17 protein-coding genes are annotated in these 18,089 nt (G+C 44.2%); 10 read left to right on the forward strand and 7 right to left on the reverse strand.

Annotated features, from left to right (window positions below; translation table 11 throughout):
- Positions 1-36: 36 nt before the first annotated feature.
- Both cdaA and folP read right to left on the reverse strand, forming a co-directional pair.
- Complete coding sequence (gene cdaA, locus KIH41_RS08045) at positions 37-903, reverse strand: diadenylate cyclase CdaA (RefSeq protein WP_213943590.1); 867 nt, start codon at positions 901-903, stop codon at positions 37-39.
- Positions 900-1,775 carry a dihydropteroate synthase gene (folP, locus tag KIH41_RS08050; protein ID WP_214162093.1) on the reverse strand — a complete coding sequence of 292 codons (876 nt, stop codon included), beginning with the start codon at positions 1,773-1,775 and terminating at the stop codon, positions 900-902. The genes cdaA and folP overlap by 4 nt, the downstream gene beginning before the upstream one ends.
- A 14-nt stretch (positions 1,776-1,789) precedes the next feature.
- Here folP and KIH41_RS08055 point away from each other — a divergent pair, with 14 nt between their 5' ends.
- From KIH41_RS08055 to KIH41_RS08070, 4 genes are read left to right on the forward strand one after another with little or no spacing between them, the layout of a single operon-like run.
- Complete coding sequence (locus tag KIH41_RS08055) at positions 1,790-2,341, forward strand: DUF1599 domain-containing protein (RefSeq protein WP_213943592.1); 552 nt, start codon at positions 1,790-1,792, stop codon at positions 2,339-2,341.
- Positions 2,334-3,449: a BT_3928 family protein gene (locus KIH41_RS08060; RefSeq protein WP_214162094.1), complete on the forward strand. Its 1,116-nt coding sequence runs from the start codon at positions 2,334-2,336 to the stop codon at positions 3,447-3,449. Before KIH41_RS08055 ends, KIH41_RS08060 begins: the two co-directional genes overlap by 8 nt.
- 5 nt (positions 3,450-3,454) lie before the next feature.
- Positions 3,455-3,979, forward strand: coding sequence for a shikimate kinase (locus tag KIH41_RS08065; protein WP_213943594.1), 525 nt, complete (start codon positions 3,455-3,457; stop codon positions 3,977-3,979).
- A 48-nt stretch (positions 3,980-4,027) separates the two neighbouring features.
- Complete coding sequence (locus tag KIH41_RS08070; RefSeq protein WP_214162095.1) at positions 4,028-4,774, forward strand: thioredoxin domain-containing protein; 747 nt, start codon at positions 4,028-4,030, stop codon at positions 4,772-4,774.
- Positions 4,775-4,855: 81 nt separating this feature from the next.
- Here KIH41_RS08070 and KIH41_RS08075 read toward each other — a convergent pair whose 3' ends face one another.
- Together KIH41_RS08075 and KIH41_RS08080 are read right to left on the reverse strand one after the other, a co-directional pair.
- Positions 4,856-6,340 carry an OmpP1/FadL family transporter gene (locus KIH41_RS08075; RefSeq protein WP_214162096.1) on the reverse strand — a complete coding sequence of 495 codons (1,485 nt, stop codon included), beginning with the start codon at positions 6,338-6,340 and terminating at the stop codon, positions 4,856-4,858.
- Between the two features lie 127 nt (positions 6,341-6,467).
- Positions 6,468-7,871 carry a hypothetical protein gene (locus tag KIH41_RS08080; protein WP_214162097.1) on the reverse strand — a complete coding sequence of 468 codons (1,404 nt, stop codon included), beginning with the start codon at positions 7,869-7,871 and terminating at the stop codon, positions 6,468-6,470.
- A gap of 134 nt (positions 7,872-8,005) precedes the next feature.
- On the opposite strand from KIH41_RS08080, the gene proS reads away from it, so the two are divergent.
- The 3 genes from proS to floA all read left to right on the forward strand — a co-directional run bounded on the left by proS (position 8,006) and on the right by floA (position 11,275).
- A complete protein-coding gene (gene proS / locus KIH41_RS08085) occupies positions 8,006-9,487 on the forward strand; it encodes a proline--tRNA ligase (protein ID WP_214162098.1) in 1,482 nt (493 codons plus the stop codon).
- Positions 9,488-9,802: 315 nt separating this feature from the next.
- A complete protein-coding gene (locus KIH41_RS08090) occupies positions 9,803-10,264 on the forward strand; it encodes an NfeD family protein (protein ID WP_213943599.1) in 462 nt (153 codons plus the stop codon).
- A 3-nt stretch (positions 10,265-10,267) separates the two neighbouring features.
- Positions 10,268-11,275 carry a flotillin-like protein FloA gene (gene floA / locus KIH41_RS08095; RefSeq protein WP_213943600.1) on the forward strand — a complete coding sequence of 336 codons (1,008 nt, stop codon included), beginning with the start codon at positions 10,268-10,270 and terminating at the stop codon, positions 11,273-11,275.
- A 28-nt stretch (positions 11,276-11,303) separates the two neighbouring features.
- On the opposite strand, the gene KIH41_RS08100 is transcribed toward floA, so the two are convergent.
- Positions 11,304-12,878: a WG repeat-containing protein gene (locus KIH41_RS08100; RefSeq protein WP_213943601.1), complete on the reverse strand. Its 1,575-nt coding sequence runs from the start codon at positions 12,876-12,878 to the stop codon at positions 11,304-11,306.
- 230 nt (positions 12,879-13,108) lie between these two features.
- Positions 13,109-14,377, reverse strand: a complete 1,269-nt coding sequence (hemA, locus tag KIH41_RS08105; RefSeq protein WP_213943602.1) for a glutamyl-tRNA reductase — start codon at positions 14,375-14,377, stop codon at positions 13,109-13,111.
- 259 nt (positions 14,378-14,636) lie between these two features.
- Between hemA and KIH41_RS08110 the strand changes: the two genes are divergently transcribed.
- Positions 14,637-15,332 carry a ComEA family DNA-binding protein gene (locus KIH41_RS08110; RefSeq protein WP_213943603.1) on the forward strand — a complete coding sequence of 232 codons (696 nt, stop codon included), beginning with the start codon at positions 14,637-14,639 and terminating at the stop codon, positions 15,330-15,332.
- A 5-nt stretch (positions 15,333-15,337) separates the two neighbouring features.
- Here KIH41_RS08110 and KIH41_RS08115 read toward each other — a convergent pair whose 3' ends face one another.
- A complete protein-coding gene (locus KIH41_RS08115; protein ID WP_394369802.1) occupies positions 15,338-15,808 on the reverse strand; it encodes a type I restriction enzyme HsdR N-terminal domain-containing protein in 471 nt (156 codons plus the stop codon).
- 30 nt (positions 15,809-15,838) lie between these two features.
- Between KIH41_RS08115 and KIH41_RS08120 the strand changes: the two genes are divergently transcribed.
- Together KIH41_RS08120 and KIH41_RS08125 are read left to right on the forward strand one after the other, a co-directional pair.
- Positions 15,839-17,482 carry an amidohydrolase gene (locus tag KIH41_RS08120; RefSeq protein WP_214162099.1) on the forward strand — a complete coding sequence of 548 codons (1,644 nt, stop codon included), beginning with the start codon at positions 15,839-15,841 and terminating at the stop codon, positions 17,480-17,482.
- A gap of 118 nt (positions 17,483-17,600) precedes the next feature.
- Entirely contained in the window at positions 17,601-18,080 is a 480-nt protein-coding gene (locus KIH41_RS08125; protein WP_213943605.1) for a (2Fe-2S)-binding protein, read from the forward strand.
- Positions 18,081-18,089: the final 9 nt, after the last annotated feature.

An 18,089-nucleotide genomic window follows, 5' to 3' on the forward strand; every position in this document is an offset into this window, starting at 1 on the left:
TTTTCACATCCGACATCCGTCACCCGACATCGTCCATTAATCCAGCTCCTTTGCTTTCCTGATTTTTTTCCTTTCCGACACGCTTACCGCTTCAAACTTGTCATCTACATCGATTCCGGATAAGTAGTCATTCAATATTTCTCTGACTTCCTGGAAGGAAAGGTTGTGCAAGATCTTGCCGTTTTTTGCCAAGGATACCTGGCCCGTTTCTTCTGAAACAATCAAAATAAGAGAATCGGTCGCCTCGGACATCCCGATGGCCGCTCGGTGGCGTAGGCCAAACTGTGCAGGGATTTCCCTTTCGGTGACAGGCAGGATACACCTAGCAGCTTTTACACGGCCGTTATAGATGATGACCCCACCGTCATGGAGAGGACTGTATTTGTTGAAAATGCTTATCAATAACCTTTTGGAGACCACCGCATCGATCAAATCACCACTTTCCGCATAAAATTTCAACTCGGAGTTTCTGGAAATTACCATCAAGGCACCTGTGCTGGTTCCGGCGAGAGACTTAGACGCTTCAAGGATGGGAGTAATGTTAAACGCCTGGGTTTCTCTTTTTTTCCAAAACAACAACTCACGAAACACATTTTCATTGGAAAAAATGGAAGACCTGCCTATTATTAAAAGAAACTTACGGATCTCAGGCGCAAAGAGAATGATGGCGGCAATCACACCGACACCCATAAATTGGCCCAGAATAATGGAAAGTAATTCCATTCGGGCGGCATTTACCACCAAATAGATGAGATACAGGGAAAGGAAGCCCAAGAAGATCTTAATCGCAACGCTACCCCGCATCAGCTTGTAGATCTGATACAATAGAAAGCTTACCAGGGCAATGTCAAGAACATTGACCAGCGAGATTTCTAGAAATCCTATTCTGAAAAGTAGACTCAAGGGTAAAGTTGTTTATATAATTGGATCGTTTCTTTTGCTTCTTTTACGTCATGGACCCGGAGAATGTCTGCGCCATTGATTAAAGCAGCCATATTTAGGGCGGTAGTCCCATTTAGGGCATCCTCTGGGCTGGTCTTCAAAAGCTTGTAAATCATGGACTTTCTTGAGATCCCAACTAAAATGGGCGTATTCAAAAATTTAAAATAACCCAAATTCCTCAGCAATTGAAAGTTTTGTTCTAAAGTCTTTGCAAAACCAAATCCAGGATCAAGTACTACATCATTAATGCCAGCTTGGCGACATTGGTTCAGTTTTTGTTGAAATCGGGCAAATATTTCTCTCTCCAAGTCTTGATAATCGGTTTTGGAGGCCATATCCTGAGGTGTGCCCCTCATATGCATGCAGATAAAGGGTGTTTTGAGTTTGCCCACCACCTTCAGCATGTTGGGGTCTAGATCGCCACCCGAAATATCGTTCACCATGTCAGCCCCTGATTCCACTGCTTTTCTGGCCACCTCAGACCTAAAGGTGTCCACCGAAATCAGAATATCCTGATTCTGCTTTTTAACCTCTTGAACCCCTTTTAAAACCCGCTCCGTTTCTTCAGCTTCGCAGACCTCTGCAGCACCCGGTCTGGTACTGTAGCCACCGATATCAATAATGTCGGCTCCCTCGGTAATCAATTTTTTTACGGCACTTTCCAAGGAATCCACTGATCTGCTTTCAGAAAAAAATGAATCGGGAGTTACATTGAGAATGCCCATCACCCAAGGGGTGTCCAACGTCCAGAGCCTCCCTTTGATGTTAAGGGTTATTTTTTTTGGGGGAAATAAATTATCTTCGATGCCAGAAGAATTAAAATTGTCGACCATTAAATAAAAATACTTTGAAAACGGAAACCGTGAGCGAATATAATCAAGTTATTCACCTTTGTAAAGAACTTTTCAAGAAGAAAACTTTAGATTATGGAACTGCTTGGAGAATTTTGAGGCTTCCTTCTATTACAGACCAGATATTCATCAAAGCCCAACGCATACGGTCCATACAGGAACTTGGAAACCAAAAAGTGAATGACCCTATTCAGGATGAGTTTATCGGTATCATCAACTATTGCATTATAGCTCTGATGCAGTTGGAGCTGAAAGATGACAGCAACCTTGAAATTGAATATGAAAAGCTTGAGCCGCTTTACGACAAGTGGGTAAATGCCACCCGTGCCTTGCTCGAAAACAAAAATCATGACTATGGCGAGGCCTGGCGGGACATGAGGATTTCTTCCATAACCGATATTATATTGATGAAGCTGTATAGGGTTAAGCAGATAGAAGATAATCAAGGGCAAACCTTGGTGTCTGAAGGCATAGAAGCCAATTATCAGGACATGATAAATTACTCCGTTTTTTGTTTGATAAAATTAGGATTCCATAAAAATGATTAAGCAAATCTTCCTTTTGATAGTCCGCTTTATAGTTGGCGGTCTATTCATCTTCTCGGGCCTCATCAAAGTAAATGACCCCATCGGGACTTCCATCAAGTTGGAAGAATACTTTGATGTGTTCAGTTATGATATTGCCCCTTTCTTTGCCAATCTTAAGGCTATTTCCCTTCCGCTGGCTGTCTTTCTAGTAGTGGTGGAAGTGGTGCTTGGCATCATGCTTATCATTAATTATCGCCCCAAGTTTACCACCTGGGCCTTGGCAGTAATCATTGTGTTTTTCACATTTTTGACCTTCTACTCGGCTTACTTCAATAAAGTCACAGACTGTGGCTGTTTTGGCGACGCCATTAAACTTACCCCGTGGGAAAGCTTCTCCAAAGATGTATTTCTATTGGTGCTCATAGCCATATTGCTGATCTTCAACAAAGATCTTAAGCCAAACAATAGTTTTCCGGCCATGTTGGTTTCAGCCTTTTCCCTTGTAATTTCCACCGGGTTGGCAATCTACGCCATCCAAAATCTGCCATTTCTGGATTTCAGGGCTTTTAAACAGGGTACCGATATACCTGCAGCCATGCAGCCCTCTGCCAATCTGGAGTACAGCTATGTGATGGATAGGAATGGGGAAAGGGTAGTAATGGATGTTTATCCCACAGGGGATGAATATGAGTTTGTGGAAATGAAGCTTAAAAATCCAGAGGCGCTTCCCAAGATCTCGGATTTTGCCATTTGGAACTCTCAAGGCGACTTCACCGACGAGATTTTAAGTGGCAACAAAGTCCTGATTATGGTAAGCAACATCAGTAAAATCAACGAAAGTAATATTGACAGGATTACAGAATTGGTCCGTGGATTTAGAAGCACATCCGTAGAAGTGGTATTTGTTTCTGCCTCTTCTGAGGAGGAAGCGGAGGCATTAGTTGCACTTTACGGTTGGGATATAGATTATTACCTTGCGGATGCCACAGTAGTAAAAACCATCCTGCGTTCAAATCCTGGGATCATGGTGCTGGAAAATGGGAAGGTCAAGGGGAAATGGCACCACAACAATACTCCAGCAGTATCGGAAGTCGAAAAGCTGTTCAATGATAATCCGGTCAGTTCTTGATTATTATGAATAAGGAAAAAATCATCTTAGTAGGGATGCCAGGTTCCGGAAAAAGTACTTTGGGAAAAGCTGTGGCAGAAGTGCTGCAGCTTTCTTTTTTTGACCTTGACCAGGTGATCGAGGAAGAGGCCGGCAGGTCTATTCCTGAGATTTTTGAAGAGCTTGGAGAGGAAGAGTTTCGGATGCTTGAAAGGAGGGCATTATCCAAAATGCTAAATACACCACATGGCTATGTGCTTGCCACAGGGGGAGGGGCACCCTGCTTTTTTGACAACATGGAAGAAATCAATGCTGCAGGCCTTTCGATTTTCCTTGACCCACCGTTGGAGCAGATTTTAATCCGGTTGTCCCATTCCCAAAACCGGCCCATGTTTGCTGGATTGGACTCAGAAGCGCGGTTGGCCAAGCTCCGAATGATATATGGCCAAAGACAGCCTTTTTATAGAAGAGCGCATTTCAGGTTAAATAACATAGCTGTAGTGTCTGATATCCTTGCTTTGGTCGATAAAAGGGAAGGCGATGATGAATAGTTTGTAAAGAAGACTAAACTGTCTTATTTTTGACGCAAATCACTTAATATGAAAAAAATATTATTCGTTCTCGCTTTATCCACCATCCTAAGTGCATGTGGTGAAGGCCAATTAAAGGTACAAGATCAAAATGTTTCTGATTTTCAGGTTCAGGATGTGAATGCCACTAAATTCAAGGAAGTTATAGAGCAGGGAGAGGGGATTATCTTGGATGTGCGTACTTCAGAGGAAGTGTACTCTAAAGGGTATATTCAAGACGCCAGCCTTCTGGATTATTATGATGAAGATTTCAGGGAAAAAATCAGCCTGATGTCAAAAGATAAGGATATTTACCTGTATTGTGCTTCAGGTGGAAGAAGTATTGAGGTAGTCAAGATGATGGAAGAGCTTGGGTTCAAGCGGGTTTATCATCTCAACAATGGATTGATGGATTGGGAGAATGCCGGCTTTACCTTGGTTAAAGATGCCCTTGCCAAGGATGATAAAATTGAAGAGTTGAGCTTGGATGAGTTTGAAGCCATGTTAGTGGCAGATAAACCGATATTAATAGATTTTCACACCGTATGGTGTGCACCTTGCCGCAAAATGGCTCCAATAATTGACAAAGTGGAGGAGGACCTAAAAGATATGGCAATTATCAGACGTATTGATTTGGATAAGAGCAAAGAGGTAGGTAAAGCTTACAGTATCCAAGGGGTGCCCGTTTTTGTGATCTTTAAAGACGGCAAAGAAGTTTGGAGGCACAATGGGATTATTTCTGAGGAAGAATTAAAAGTCCAGCTTAATAATATCTAAGATGGTTACTTCCTCAGTTTCAGGAGGGAAGTTTAAAATAAAAAGAGAGGCTGTCTTTACAAAGGCAGCCTCTCTTTTTATTTAGAAGTTGAACCCTAGGGTTAGGATCCCTTGAGTAATTGTATTTCTGATATCCGCAACTGGTCCCAATTCTCGGCCAGCTGCATCAATAAGTGAATAGCTTCTATAAGTTTGGTCGAATTGCGTGTGGTTGATGCCAAGGTCCACATAGAATTTCGGCAACCTTACCCCTATACCGCCCGAGATAACGGATTGGTGTCTTTGAGAGTTGGGGTCATCAAATGGGTCTCCATAGTAAGCATAGCCAGCTCTTACACGAAACATTTCGTATCTAAATTCCCCACCTCCTCGGAAGTTGAAGGTTTGTCCGTAAGTTTGCTGAATCGCCTGATTGTCCAATTGAGGGTTGAAATCCCTGGAGTTTAAGAACATAGTGCTGTAATCCACATAATCGATATCGGCTGAAATGAAACCATTTTTTCCTACAAAATAAGTCGCACCCGCATTGAATTTCATTGGGGTTCTCAGGTTGTATGTGCCCAGCAAGATGTCTGTACGTGCGTCAAAAGTCTCAGTAGGGTTGGCAAATTCGGAAACAATGTTGGCATCATACTCTTCATTTAGCCTGTACCAGGTTGGACTTTGAAAATTAAGTCCCAGGTTTAATTCATCTACCGGTTTGTAAATGGCGCCCAAATTTAAATTTACCCCAGTGCCGTTAATAAAAAGGTTTTCTCTTAGGTCATAGCCAACCAAATCTCCAAACTGCGGATTAAAGTCTTCCGTAAATAACTTAAATTGAGAGTAGCTGATGCTTGATACCCCTAATGATCCCCCAAGGAAAAGCTTGTTTTCAAAATTGGCACCGTAGGCGAAAGTAACCTGGGTAACACCGCCTTCGGTTATAACTTCTTCATACATTAATGGGTCAGAACTGTTTGTGGAGACATATTCTGTTCCACCTGGAGAAGTAGGGGCTATAAGTGCTGTACTGAAGCCCAGGCCGGTTAAACTGTTTTCCTGATCCAAAACGGCTCCCTGGGCGCCAAATGCATCTGCAGCAAAGTAATCCGTCAGGGAAGTAGGGGTTACATTTCGGAAAGCAAATTCACTGTTAAAGTTGGCAGTTCTGTTGATGCTTACACCAAATGCACCACCTTTAAAAGAACCGGGAGTCAAAGGATCTCTCGGGTTGGCTATTACCAAACTCAGATTGGGTAAGGCGAAGTTAGTGGTTGGAATATTTCCAAACTCAGAAGCATTGTTCAAATAAGAATCGGTATTCCAGCCCCCATAGGATGGGGAAAGGCTGAATTCTGATCTTCTGAAGAATCCCAGACCTGCGGCATTACCATGAATATTGGAAATGTCGCCACCTAGGGAAAACTGCGTTCCCGAGAGGCCCATCACCCGGGCTGAACCTGTAGAGTTGAACTGACTGAATCTTAAAGCATCTTGATAATACCCGCTTTGGGCCATAGAGGATCCTGTTCCCAGCACACTAAAAGCAGCAATCCCTAAAATCCACTTGTTGATTGATTTCATCTAAATCGGTTTATTTTTAACATAGCAACCCAATGCCATTATTAATGACAAATGTTATGCCTTTTGAAAATTTGATAGTTTACTATACGGAAGGGAAGAAAAAAAGATGAAAAAAAAAGAGGGGAAATTATCTCCCCCCTCTTCCTCCGCCACTGCGGGATGCTCCTCCGCCGACGCTACCGCCGCCTCTGGAACCCCCGACACTACCACCGCCTCTAGAAGGGGAGTAGGATGGGCTTGATGACCTATTCGATGGACTGTAAGTACTTCTAGAAGGTTGGGCGCCTCTGTTATAAGATGGCGACGCACTTCTGGAAGGCGCTGTTCTGTAAGATGGCGAACCACCTCTGTTGTAGGACGGAGAGGAAGTTGTGCCTCTGCTTGGCGCTACAGTTCTATTAGATGGTGTGGCACCTCTTGTTGGAGCCATTCTACCGGTATTGCTAGGAGCTGTATAAGCGCTTCTGCTTGTTGGGCTGCCAGCTCTGTTCATGGCAGGAGAGTTAGCCGCTCTTCTGCTTGGAGAAGCTGATGCTGCAGGAGCGGTTCTGCTTCTAGCGCTATATAATTCATTTTGAGATCTACTGAAATCGTTGGTTCTAGCTGCTCTGGTAGATGGAGTGGAAGTTCTGCTTACAGCATCTCTTCTGGCAGCAGCTCTTGATGCCTGTGGAGAAGCAGCGGTAGCTCTAGTAGAAGGTGTTGCTACTCCAGCACCTCTGGTAGGTCTTGCACCTCTTACGGCTTGTCTGGAAGCGAATTCACCGCCTGGCACTACGAAGATTGGTCGGCCCCAGCCGCCCATTCCCCAGCCTCCCCAGCCCATCATGGGTCTCATGCCCCATGGGCCCCAGAAAGGATCGTAGAAACCACCCATGCCCCAGCCCATTCCCATGCCGAAACGTGGTCCCATCATCCAAGGACTGCCAAAACCAAGGGCAAATCTGGATCCCATGCCGAATCCCATGCCCATGCCAAATCCCATTCCGAAACCTGGTCTGAAGCCCATTGGCCCCATACCCATCATCCAAGGATCATACATGCCCATCATCATCGGATTCATCATCCAAGGATCCATCCACGGGTTCATCATACCCATTCCCATGCCCATGCCGCCCATCATCCATGGGTTCATCATGCCACGGTTCATCATAGGGGTAGTGCCTCCTCCGTAGAAATTGTTATATACATTGATGTCGCCTTCGCCTTCAGCAGCTTGTCCAGACTCGTCGAAATATACAGATCCTTCTTCTTCAGGGTCCTGACGTTGATAGCGCGCTAAGTATTCTGGATTCACATTCTTGGCAGAAAAGTTTTCCTGCGCCAAATTTTCCGGGTTTGCTTGACGGATTTCCCGGAAGTTGTCCGCTCTATTGCCGGCTACGGCAAACTCAGTGGCCACTGCTGCATCGGAAGCCATGAAATACAGGTCATCCGACTCGCCGGACATACTCGTGTATCCCGGACTACAAGAGGCCAGCCCAAGTGCTGCTATCACTCCAAGGTACCGAACTGAAATTAGGTTTTTCATAAGGATCTGGTTTTAATGCTATTAACACTATATACGTGTTGAGGTCAAGAGGGTTATAAATTTTTGATTTATATTTGCCCTCGTAAACCGAGTAACGAATATAAAGAGTTTTTACAAACTAACAAATAAAAATAATGAGCAAAGGCCTTCCAAAAAGAAGTGAAGATTATTCATTGTGGTACAACGAGTTGGTCAAAAGGGCTGATCTGGCTGAAAATTCGGCCGTGAGAGGCTGTATGGTCATCAAGCCTTACGGCTATTCCATCTGGGAAAAAATGCAGGCCCAACTGGACAAGATGTTTAAAGACACCGGTCACAGCAATGCCTATTTTCCGCTTTTTATCCCCAAATCTTACTTGTCGAAGGAAGCTAGCCATGTGGAAGGTTTTGCCAAGGAATGTGCAGTAGTCACCCATTACCGATTGAAAAACTCAGAGGATGGGAAAAGTGTTGTCGTCGATCCAGAGGCCAAGTTGGAGGAAGAGCTCATCGTGAGACCAACATCCGAAACTGTCATTTGGAGTACCTATAAAAACTGGATCCAGTCTTACCGTGACCTGCCCCTTTTGGTCAACCAGTGGGCCAATGTGGTAAGATGGGAAATGAGAACCAGACTTTTCTTGAGAACCGCCGAGTTTCTGTGGCAGGAAGGCCATACTGCCCACGCTACCAAGCAGGAAGCCATAGAGGAAACCGAGCAGATGCTGGATGTTTACGCCGAATTTGCTGAAAAACATATGGCTATGCCGGTAGTAAAAGGGATAAAATCAGCCAATGAGCGTTTTGCTGGAGCCGAGGAGACTTATTGTATTGAAGCCATGATGCAGGATGGCAAAGCGCTTCAGGCAGGCACTTCCCATTTCTTGGGGCAGAATTTTGCTAAAGCTTTTGACGTAAAATTTGCCACCAAGGAAGGTGGTTTGGATTATGTTTGGGGGACTTCATGGGGTGTGAGCACCCGATTGATGGGAGCCCTGATCATGGCCCATTCTGATGACAACGGGTTGGTGTTGCCGCCAAAACTTGCCCCGATTCAGGTGGTTATCGTACCGATTTTCAGGAGCGAGGAAGAATTGGAAGCCATTTCTGTCAAGGCCAAAGAGATCATGAAAAAACTCCGCGCATTGGAGATTTCCGTGAAATTTGACAACCGCGACACCCATAAGCCAGGCTTCAAGTTTGCTGAATACGAACTTAAAGGGGTTCCCCTGAGAATCGCCTTGGGGCCAAGAGATTTGGCCAACAATACCGTGGAACTTGCCAGAAGGGATACTTTGAGCAAAGAAAGTGTGAATCTAAATGAGGTTGAAATCGACCAAAAGATCAAAGGTCTGTTGGAAGAGATTCAGGAGAACATTTATAAAAAGGCGTTCGATTTTAGAACTGAAAAGACTACCGAGGTAAATTCGTGGGAGGAGTTTCAGGATGTACTGGAAAATAAAGGTGGATTTGTATCTGCCCATTGGGATGGTACTTCCGAAACGGAAGAGAAAATCAAAGAACTGACCAAGGCTACCATCCGATGCATACCTTTGGACCAGAAAAAAGAAGAAGGCAAATGCGTGCTGACGGGGAATGTTTCCCAAGGCCGGGTTTTATTTGCCAAGGCATATTGATAGATTAGGCCCTATATTGAAAAGCGCGGTAGGATACTTTTTCCGCGCTTTTCTTTTTTTGCACCCTTCCTGCCCTTTTTTTTCCCTTTGTGCCCATTGTGTCCTATTTTCCTCCGCAAAGAGGGTAACTCAGCGAAACTCCTTTTGAACTCCGCGTCACTCTTTGTCCCATTTGTCATCGTAATCGGACATCGGATACCCCACATCGGACACTCGACATCATTTATCCTCACATTATTTTCCTCTCTAACACCTCCAATGCTTTAAATACTGGGAAAAAAGCTCTATTTTCAGCATGTAATTGTCGGAAATCACATGACTTGGTTAATTTTAGTAACCTTATTGAGTGTGGGATTGATCCTTGTACTCACAGAAATTATTTTCGTGCCCGGCACCACCGTGGTAGGGGTGCTGGGGGTGGTTTTTACCGCTGCTGGAGTAATTTACTCATTTGCCACACTTGGTCCTGAATCCGGATACTGGGTGTTAGGAGTGGCCTTATTGGCAAATCTGATCGTCCTGGTATTGGGGCTTCGCTCTGGAGTGTGGAAAAAATTTGCCCTAACTTCGTCCATTACCAGCAGAAGCTTCGACGACAGGCTGCTTGGACTTGAGGTGGGACAGGTTGGGAAGACCATTTCCGATATCAAACCTTATGGCAAAGCCGAATTTGGTGATAAAATTTATGAGGTAAAGTCTGAAACTGGGTTTATCACGCCGAATACCAAAGTTGTAATCACAAAATTAGAAAGCAATCGAATTATTATTAAACAATAAATTATGGAAATAGACAATTCAATGTTCATTTTAATATCGGCCTTTGCAGGTCTGATATTGATTTTTATCTTCTTATACTTTGTGCCGGTCAACCTGTGGATCACCGCCATTTTTTCCAATGTGAAAGTCGGTATAGGTGAGCTGATTGGGATGAGGATCAGAAAGGTGCCCCCAAGCATTATTGTTAACTCGCTGATTACGGCCACTAAAGCAGGTTTGGAGCTTACCACCAATGATTTGGAAACACATTATCTTGCTGGAGGAAATGTTCCCAATGTGATTCGGGCATTGATTTCAGCCGATAAAGCGAATATTAGTATCACCTTCAAACAAGCTACCGCCATCGATCTTGCGGGAAGAGATGTGTTTGAAGCGGTTCAAATTTCGGTAAATCCCAAAGTTATCAATACCCCAAATGTGGCAGCAGTTGCCGCCGATGGTATCCAGCTGATCGCTAAAGCAAGGGTGACCGTAAGAGCAAACATCGCCCAATTGGTCGGGGGAGCCGGTGAGGAAACCATCCTTGCAAGAGTAGGGGAAGGTATTGTAACCTCTATCGGTTCGGCCCACAACCATAAGAGTGTACTTGAAAACCCAGACAAAATCTCTAAACTGGTTCTTGAAAGAGGCCTGGATGCAGGTACGGCATTTGAAATTCTTTCAATTGATATTGCAGACATTGATGTGGGTACCAACATCGGAGCCAAGCTTCAGATCGATCAGGCCTCTGCCGACTTGAAAGTGGCCGAAGCTAGAGCTGAGGAAAGAAGAGCTATGGCCGTGGCCTTGGAGCAGGAAATGAAAGCCAAAAACGTGGAAATGAGAGCTAAGGTGACAGAAGCTGAAGCCGAAGTCCCAAGAGCAATTTCCGAAGCCTTCAGAAACGGGCAGCTGGGGATTATGGACTATTACAAAATGGAAAACATTAAGTCCGATACATCCATGAGAGACTCCATTGCGGGATCGGATACCGGAAAGGACAGTTCGAAATCAAAAGGCGATAAGAAATAATTTCACCAACGAGATAAAAAAGGGAGCTTTAAGCTCCCTTTTTCTTTTTCTTCTTGCTGTCTTCCGCAATCTCCACTACTGGTGGGATGTATTCGTCTTCAGCCAAAATCAACTCGTTTGAACGGTCGTAGATGATATTCTTATAATAGATTGGCAAGCTATACTCTCCAGACTCTCTCATCAACCCATATTTGTTGCCTCTTCTCACCAAAATATGGTCGTAGTTTTCACGTCTGATCTCATCAAATTTAGGGATTGAAATTTCACTCCCCATGGCATTCACCAACCCGAACATTTCCTCGTCCTCGGTGAGGTAATAATTATCGTCTGTCAAGGAGATTCTCCTGTAATAGTTGCTCAAAAGCTCCTTTCCGTCCTTATCAATCAGATTTGCCTTTCCGTTTTTCTTGACAATGGCAATTCCTCTGTAAAATTCGCCTACTTCCTCAAACTGTGGCTGGATGGCGATGCGGTCGTTTTTGTCCAAGTATCCCCAGCGGTTATCGATTTTAATCGGCGCCAAGCCTTCTGAGTATTTTCCCACACTGTCATAGCGGTTTGCAATTCTCAGCTTTCCGGCTTTATCGACAAAACCGTATTTTCCATCAATTAGGGCAGCGTAAAGACCTTCGTTTCCAGGCAAGATTTTGGCAATGTTTTCCGAAGGAGCCACATCCCATTTGCCCTGGGCATTCAGTAATCCTACCTTATGGTCTCTGAAATATACGTTATAATGGTTTTTATCCATCCTCCGCACAGAGTCCATTCCTACTATGTCCAACAGGATGCCGTCATTCTTCATGACTCTGCGAAGTTTTCCGTGTATATATTCCAGCATCACGTCATTTTCGATGGCTATTTTATGGTAGCTGGTATATTTGATGTCTGCTTTCTGTTCGGTCGCCTTGATCAACATGTATTGGTTGGCATCATATCCGAAGTAATAATCTCCTTCCACATGGTTTAGCCTGTCGATAACAGGATCAAGGATGTAATCACCTTCTCGGTTGATCAATCCCAAGCCGGTGCCCTCTTGGGCAAGGATGGTTTTGTCATTGACCACCTCAAGTTTTTGGTAAATCTTGTTGGGGTTGCTGCTAAGAGGTAGGAAATATCCTTGCGGAGTCTTGGCTATGATTTGCCCATTGTCGGCAAAAAAGGCATCTTCAAATGCGCCAAGCGTTTTGACCTTTTTCTCCCCCCTGTCATAATAGTAATAGGCATTCCCCTTCTTGGCCAAAAGCTGGCTATAATAGGTTTGCACATCATCAAAATCAGGCGTCAATATTTCCTCACCGTATTCATGGAAAACACCATATTTATCTCCTTCGGAAACAATTATCCAAGGCTCCAGAAACTGATATATTTTGTTGCCCTTAAGCGTATAAAACGGCTTGTATTGGGGGTTGAGGAGTTGCAGTTTTTGATCTACAATGCTTACCCTTACCGACTCGCTTAAAAGTTTGATGTTGTCGTTCTCGATTTTCCTGGTCATGTTGAGGTTGTGGTCATAGACCTCCCAGGTTTGCGCCATTGAAACTGACTGTATTCCCAAAATAAATCCAGCCACCATGGCCCCCCTCTTGCAAACTTCTACTAACATTTAGGTTGTTTTAAAATTCAATAGTAAAATAACAGTTTTCGGCGTGTATTTCAAAAGGTTAACGACCAATAACTGTGAAATTTTGTTAAGTAAAAATTAAAATTTTTTGGCTTTAATTGGAGGGCTTGAAAATTTGCTATTTGTTATGGGAATGTAAACAAAAAGTACTAATGTAATGGCATAAAAAAAGCCATTCGATTTGTCGAAAGGCTTGATTATTAATGTTTTAATTATTTCTTGGAAAATTCCTTATCCAGATCAAACAAATCAGATAGGATATCGATCATCTGATCGGCTTCCTCCCGTTGACATGCTGCCTTAAGCTGCACTACCGGGATCTTGATGATCTTTTGCATCATGCTTTTGGTAATTTTTTCAATGATCGCATACTCCTTTGGGTCGGCATTTTTAAGGTGCCTTTCGATCTCCTCTTTGCGAATCTGTTCCAAAGCATTTTTTAACTTATTGATGGTAGGTGATACCATCGCTTCCTTCTTCCAGCTGAAGAACTCAGTGATGCTTTCCTCAATGATAGCTTCCACCTGAGGTACAGAGGCAAGTCTTCTTTCCAAAGTCTCTGAAGCCTTGCTTCGGATATTGTCCACATTATAAAGCATGGCTCCAGGTACATCTTCCACGGAGGTCTCAATGCTTCTTGGGACAGAAAGGTCTACAAATAGTTTGTAGCTCTGAATGTCAAAAGTTTTGACCAGTTCTTTGGTGATAAAAGGTCTGGATCTGGTAATCGAAGAAACAATTACATCGGCCTCTTTCATGGCTTCAATGCAATTTTCAAAAGGAATCACTTCATATCCCAAGGATGAAGCCAATGCCTCGGCTTTTTCATAAGTCCTGTTGGTGATGGTGACTTTTGCTTCAGGAACATGTACCATGTTTTTGGCCACATCTTCACCGATTTCCCCCACCCCGATCAGTAATACTCGTGGCTGGTAGGTGTTGGAGGTAAGTTCCTCTATCAATTCAACCGCAGCATAGGAAACCGATGCGGCGCCATCTCTGAAAGCGGTTTCCTGCACCACTCTTTTGTTGGTGAAGAAAATGGTGTGCATCAGTCTGTGAAGAAATGGCCCCGCCATGTCTAGGTCGGCAGCGGTTTGATAAGCACGCTTGATCTGGTTGGAGATCTGCATGTCACCCACTACCTGCGCTTCCAATCCCATTGAAACCTTGAAAAGATGCTGTATAGCTTCCCTGTCGTTGTTGAAGATGTTGAAATATTCAATGTAGGAAACCACATCTTCAAGACCTTTTTCCAGCCCGATCAATTTGATGATTTCGGTGCTTAGGTCTAGTTCGTGGGCATAATAGACTTCCGTCCTGTTGCAGGTGGAAACGATGAGGGTATCCGTAAGGCTAAAAAAGTCCTTGAGTTTAACCAAAAGGGACTGAATGGAAGTGTCATCTAAGGAGATTAACTCCCTGATTTCCACTGGTGCACTTTTGTAGGATAAACTTAAAGCTCTAAATTTATTTTGCATTACAGAATAAAGGTTTCACTTCACAAATTTAAATCAGAAACTTAAGAGATGGAATATTTTGGACATTCTTATCTTAATTTGGAATCCGTCTAAATAACCTTTCAGACTGATTCTTCTGATTTCGGTTACAATAATCGTGATTTTTAGAAAATAATTCCAATTTTTTGTAACTTATTGGTCCTAAGTTTTTTCAAAATAAGACCATAATGTCTCTTATTGCTTAACGGGGGGTTTCATTCAGGGTTTAATTTTTTTTGGAATGTTCAAGCGTGTCAATTTCTATCTGCGGGTATATTTAGGATTCAGCAAGAGGGAGGCCAGGGGTTTTGCCTTGCTTATCCCTTTTTTAATTGGCTTTTATATTTCCCCCTTGATTTATCAGCGAATTGTCATGGGAAGAAGCCCCGATTTATATGGCTCCATGTTGGAGGCAAAGCTGCCGCAAATATATCCGGATAGCTCATCTATAAAAACAAATGCATCCAGAGTGCAATTGACAGCTATTGCCGATAGCGTACCGGCACAAAGGCAAAGGAAAGAGCTTGACTATAGCAACTTGAAACTGGATTTTGGCGAGGCAGATTCGGTGACACTTCAAATTGTGCCTGGCATAGGCAAAGTGATGGCAAGTAGAATCATCAAATTCCGGGATGGCATGGGAGGGCTGTATTCAAAAGAGCAGCTATTTGATGTTTACGGGATGGAAGAAGGAGCTTATGAAAAGATCTGGGACTTTTTTGACTTCAAGCCGCAGAGAGTCAATAAGCTTCACATTAACTCCCTCTCGGTGGAGGATTTGGCCAAGCATCCCTATGTGAGTTTTGGACAGGCAAAGGTTATCGTGGCCTATCGGGATCAGCATGGAGGCTTTTCCGGTGGAGAGGATTTACTCAAGATCAAGATCCTCAACCCCAATTGGGTGGAGCGCCTGAAGCCTTATTTGGCCTTTGACTGAGGGATTTAGGTAAAATCAGGGAAATGCCGCAACTGCTTAAACTGCCCCAAATTGTCATCCCAGGCCAGGCAGATATGTTGAATTCCATTGCTGATGGAGAGATTTGGGGCGCCTATGATTTTGTTGTAAACGCTCACCTGCTCAACTGTCTTTTGGGTTAGCTTGATGTCGGGGGCTTTGCATTCCACCAATAGGAAAGGCTTACCATCCCTGTCCATGACCAGCACGTCAAACCTTTTCTGGAGGGTATTGTATTTCAATCCTTTTTCCAATGCAAAAAGGGACCGGGGGTATTTTTTGTGCTCTACCAAATATAAAATAATATGTTGCCTCACCCACTCTTCAGGCGTCAATACCAAATACTTCTTTCGAAGTGAATCAAAAATGCTTATTTTACCATCTATTTCATCCACCTGTACCTCTACTGGAGGAAGATTCAGTCTCGGCATGGAGTAGTTGACTTGGGGTTCCATCATCTTGCAAACTTAAAGAAACAATCTATATATATGAATAAAATAATACTCAATACCCTTCTTGCCTTCGGTATCACTACCACGGCACAGGCCCAAATGCAAAAGGCCGATCAGATTTTTCTCAATGGGAAGATTTATACCGTAGATGAGGCCTTTAGCAAGGCAGAAGCTTTTGCGGTAAAAGATGGCAAATTTGTAGGTGTGGGCACCAAGGCGGAGATCCAGGGAGCTTTTCAGGCCGATGAGGTTACTGATTTGGAAGGGAAATTTGTCTACCCGGGATTCATTGACAGCCATGCCCACTTTTACCGATATGGGACCGGGCTACAGGTGGCTGATTTGGTAGGTTCCAAAACGTTTGAGGAACTGCTGGAGCGGGTTCAAAGGCACCGTGAAACGCATCCTCAGCAGGAATGGCTCTTGGGCAGGGGGTGGGACCAGAACCTTTGGCCGGATAAAAGTTTTCCTTCCAAGGAAAAGCTGGATGAGCTCTTTCCCGATACGCCGGTTTTGCTGACCAGGGTTGATGGGCATGCGGCATTGGCCAATCAAAAAGCATTGGATCTCGGCGGGGTGGATGCCAATACGGACATCCTTGGCGGGAAAGTTATACTGAAAGACGGCCAGCCTACAGGTACTTTGATCGATAACGCCATCGGGTTGGTTTCCAAAAACATCCCAGATGCAACTGAGGAAGAAAGTAGGCAAGCATTGAAAGCTGCCCAGGAAAACTGCTTCGAAGTGGGTTTGACCACGGTAGTTGACGCTGGTCTTGACCGGTCTACCATAGAGTTGCTGCATGACATGCATCAGGACGGATCTTTGAAAATGAGGGTTTATGCCATGGTGAACCCAACCGAGGAAAACCGTAAGCATTATTTTGAAAAAGGAACTTTTCAGGATGACCATTTGACCGTCAGAAGTTTTAAAATTTATGGGGACGGTGCCTTGGGTTCAAGAGGGGCGGCTTTGTTGGAACCGTATCATGATGATCCGCACGAGCAGGGCTTTTTGCTAAACACCCCTGAAGAATTTGAAAAGTTGGCCTTTGAGATGCATGAAAATGGTTTCCAGATGAATACCCACTGTATTGGCGATTCGGCTAACAGGACTTTGCTGGATATTTATGCCAAAGTGCTTAAAACTGAAAACGACCTGCGCTGGAGAATTGAACATGCACAGATTGTGAGCCGTGAGGACATCGGCAAGTTTGCCAAATACAGTGTAATCCCGTCCGTGCAGCCTACACATGCTACATCTGACATGTATTGGGCTGAGGACAGACTGGGGCCCGACAGGATCAAAACTGCCTATACTTTCCAGGATCTGCTTGATCAAAACGGTAAATTGGCCTTGGGAAGCGATTTTCCAGTGGAATTCATCAACCCGCTGTACGGATTCCATTCCGCTGTTGCCAGAAGAGATGCGAACAACTGGCCTGAAGAAGGTTTTCAAATGGACAACAAGATTAGCCGTGAGGATGCCATGCGGGGAATGACTATCTGGGGCGCTTTTGCCAACTTTGAGGAAGATTATAAAGGTAGCATCGAGGTTGGCAAACTGGCCGATTTTGTAATCCTCAACGAAGACCTGATGGAGGCGCCGGAAGAGTCTCTCAGGGAGTTGATAATACAGGAGACATACATAGGGGGGCAGCGGGTTTTCGAAAGAAAATAGTAAAAGATAGAAAGTGAGAAGTAAGAAGTTAAGTCACCTCTTACCTCTCACTTCTTACTTTTCTGTCCATAATTTTTTATCTTGGGGATATTGTTGTTTCTCACCTAACCCACTTCCCATGATCAAAGATGTCCGCCTGAATGTAAATGGCAAGGAGCATACCCTGCAAATAGACCCCGCCACTCCTCTGCTGTACCCTTTGCGAAACGAGCTTGAACTCAACGGTCCCAAATTTGGCTGCGGCCTTGAGCAATGCGGAAGCTGCATGGTGTTGCTGGATGGTATGGCAGAACCAAGTTGCATGCGGACCTGTAGTAGCCTAGAGGGTGTGGAAATCAGGACGATTGAAAGCTTGGCTGATGGAGAAAAGCTCGATCCTATTCAGGAGGCCTTTATTGAACTTCAAGCCGCCCAGTGTGGCTATTGCGTCAATGGAATGGTGATTTCGGCAAAATCTTTATTGGAGAAGAATCCCAACCCTGCCGATGAAGAAATAAAGGAAGGGCTACAGCGGGTTTTGTGCCGCTGTGGTACACATTCCAGATTTATCAAAGCTGTCAGGCTTGCTGCCGAAAAAATGAAATCCACCACCCTCTAATTTTCTTCC

The organism is Litoribacter ruber (assembly GCF_018500185.1).
Taxonomy (GTDB): domain Bacteria; phylum Bacteroidota; class Bacteroidia; order Cytophagales; family Cyclobacteriaceae; genus Litoribacter; species Litoribacter ruber.

What these genes read in the sequence shown, in the direction of transcription:
- folP (WP_214162093.1), bottom strand. Translation starts at nt 1,775, where the DNA reads ATGGTCGACAATTTTAATTCTTCTGGCATCGAAGATAATTTATTTCCC.
- KIH41_RS08060 (WP_214162094.1), top strand. Translation starts at nt 2,334, where the DNA reads ATGATTAAGCAAATCTTCCTTTTGATAGTCCGCTTTATAGTTGGCGGT.
- KIH41_RS08065 (WP_213943594.1), top strand. Translation starts at nt 3,455, where the DNA reads ATGAATAAGGAAAAAATCATCTTAGTAGGGATGCCAGGTTCCGGAAAA.
- KIH41_RS08070 (WP_214162095.1), top strand. Translation starts at nt 4,028, where the DNA reads ATGAAAAAAATATTATTCGTTCTCGCTTTATCCACCATCCTAAGTGCA.
- KIH41_RS08075 (WP_214162096.1), bottom strand. Translation starts at nt 6,340, where the DNA reads ATGAAATCAATCAACAAGTGGATTTTAGGGATTGCTGCTTTTAGTGTG.
- KIH41_RS08080 (WP_214162097.1), bottom strand. Translation starts at nt 7,871, where the DNA reads ATGAAAAACCTAATTTCAGTTCGGTACCTTGGAGTGATAGCAGCACTT.
- proS (WP_214162098.1), top strand. Translation starts at nt 8,006, where the DNA reads ATGAGCAAAGGCCTTCCAAAAAGAAGTGAAGATTATTCATTGTGGTAC.
- KIH41_RS08090 (WP_213943599.1), top strand. Translation starts at nt 9,803, where the DNA reads ATGACTTGGTTAATTTTAGTAACCTTATTGAGTGTGGGATTGATCCTT.
- floA (WP_213943600.1), top strand. Translation starts at nt 10,268, where the DNA reads ATGGAAATAGACAATTCAATGTTCATTTTAATATCGGCCTTTGCAGGT.
- KIH41_RS08100 (WP_213943601.1), bottom strand. Translation starts at nt 12,878, where the DNA reads ATGTTAGTAGAAGTTTGCAAGAGGGGGGCCATGGTGGCTGGATTTATT.
- hemA (WP_213943602.1), bottom strand. Translation starts at nt 14,377, where the DNA reads ATGCAAAATAAATTTAGAGCTTTAAGTTTATCCTACAAAAGTGCACCA.
- KIH41_RS08110 (WP_213943603.1), top strand. Translation starts at nt 14,637, where the DNA reads ATGTTCAAGCGTGTCAATTTCTATCTGCGGGTATATTTAGGATTCAGC.
- KIH41_RS08115 (WP_394369802.1), bottom strand. Translation starts at nt 15,808, where the DNA reads ATGATGGAACCCCAAGTCAACTACTCCATGCCGAGACTGAATCTTCCT.
- KIH41_RS08120 (WP_214162099.1), top strand. Translation starts at nt 15,839, where the DNA reads ATGAATAAAATAATACTCAATACCCTTCTTGCCTTCGGTATCACTACC.
- KIH41_RS08125 (WP_213943605.1), top strand. Translation starts at nt 17,601, where the DNA reads ATGATCAAAGATGTCCGCCTGAATGTAAATGGCAAGGAGCATACCCTG.